General features: G+C 61.4%; 1 rRNA gene. It reads right to left on the bottom strand.

From position 1 onward, the window contains the following. Position 1: 1 nt before the first annotated feature. Positions 2-1,511, bottom strand: a 23S ribosomal RNA gene (locus tag BM394_RS23140); the annotation flags it as partial.

The following is a 1,511-nucleotide window of genomic DNA, read 5'->3' as shown; positions in this document are numbered from 1 at the left end:
GGGGGTGTCGCCGTTCGGCGGGTTAGTACCCGTCCACTGAACACATCGCTGTGCGTACATGTCGGGCCTATCAACCCAGTCATCTGCTGGGTGCCTTATCCCCCCTTACGGGGGGTGGGAGACGTCATCTTGGGGTGGGCTTCCCGCTTAGATGCTTTCAGCGGTTATCCGTGCCGAACATGGCCAACCAGCCGTGCCCCTGGCGGGACAACTGGCACACTAGAGGTTCGTCCGTCCCGGTCCTCTCGTACTAGGGACAGCTCCCCGCACGTCTCCACACGCGCGCGGCGGATAGGGACCGAACTGTCTCACGACGTTCTAAACCCAGCTCGCGTGCCGCTTTAATGGGCGAACAGCCCAACCCTTGGGACCCACTCCAGCCCCAGGATGCGACGAGCCGACATCGAGGTGCCAAACCATGCCGTCGATATGGACTCTTGGGCAAGATCAGCCTGTTATCCCCGGGGTACCTTTTATCCGTTGAGCGACACCGCATCCGCATGCCGGTGCCGGATCACTAGTCCCTGCTTTCGCACCTGCTCGACCCGTCGGTCTCACAGTCAAGCTCCCTTGTGCACTTACACGCGCCACCTGGTTTCCGTCCAGGCTGAGGGAACCATTGGGCGCCTCCGTTACCCTTTAGGAGGCAACCGCCCCAGTTAAACTACCCACCAGGCACTGTCCCTGATCCGGGTCACGGACCGAGGTTAGACGCCCGGAACGACCAGAGTGGTATTTCACCAGCAACTCCCCACACACTGGCGTGCGTGGTTCACCGTTTCCCACCTATCCTACACAAGCCGAACCAGACGCCCATACCAAGCTGTAGTAAAGGTCCCGGGGTCTTTCCGTCCTGCCGCGCGAAACGAGCATCTTAACTCGTCCTGCAATTTCGTCGGGCCCGTGGTCGAGACAGCGCCCAAGTCGTTACGCCATTCGTGCAGGTCGGAACTTACCCGACAAGGAATTTCGCTACCTTAGGATGGTTATAGTTACCACCGCCGTTTACCGGCGCTTCGGTTCGCAGCCTCACCCTAAACGGGTTCACCACTCCCCTTAACGTTCCGGCACCGGGCAGGCGTCAGTCCGTATACCGCGTCTTACGACTTCGCACGGACCTGTGTTTTTAGTAAACAGTCGCTTGGGCCCAGACTCTGCGGCCACCCCCAGCTCACCCCGCCAATGGGGGATCACCAGGCGCGGCTCCCCTTCTCCCGAAGTTACGGGGACAATTTGCCGAATTCCTTAACCACGGTTACCCCGCTCGCCTCGGTATGCTCTACCAGACCACCTGTGTCGGTTTCGGGTACGGACCACGCGGCCCCTCGCTAGAGGCTTTTCTCGGCAGCCGGGGATCACCCACTTCGCCACACCGGCTCGGCATCCGGTCTCACACCACTGGCCACCCGGATTTGCCTGGGCGACCGTGCTACACCGTTACCCCGGGACAACCATCGCCCGGGATGGGCTACCCTCCTGCGTCACCCCCTCGCTGCCCAGCACACCCACCA

It is taken from the genome of Actinopolyspora lacussalsi subsp. righensis, assembly GCF_900116555.1.
GTDB lineage: Bacteria > Actinomycetota > Actinomycetes > Mycobacteriales > Pseudonocardiaceae > Actinopolyspora > Actinopolyspora lacussalsi.
Note: the sequence above shows the minus strand (reverse complement) of the source record. Positions and strands in the feature narration are given on the sequence as shown.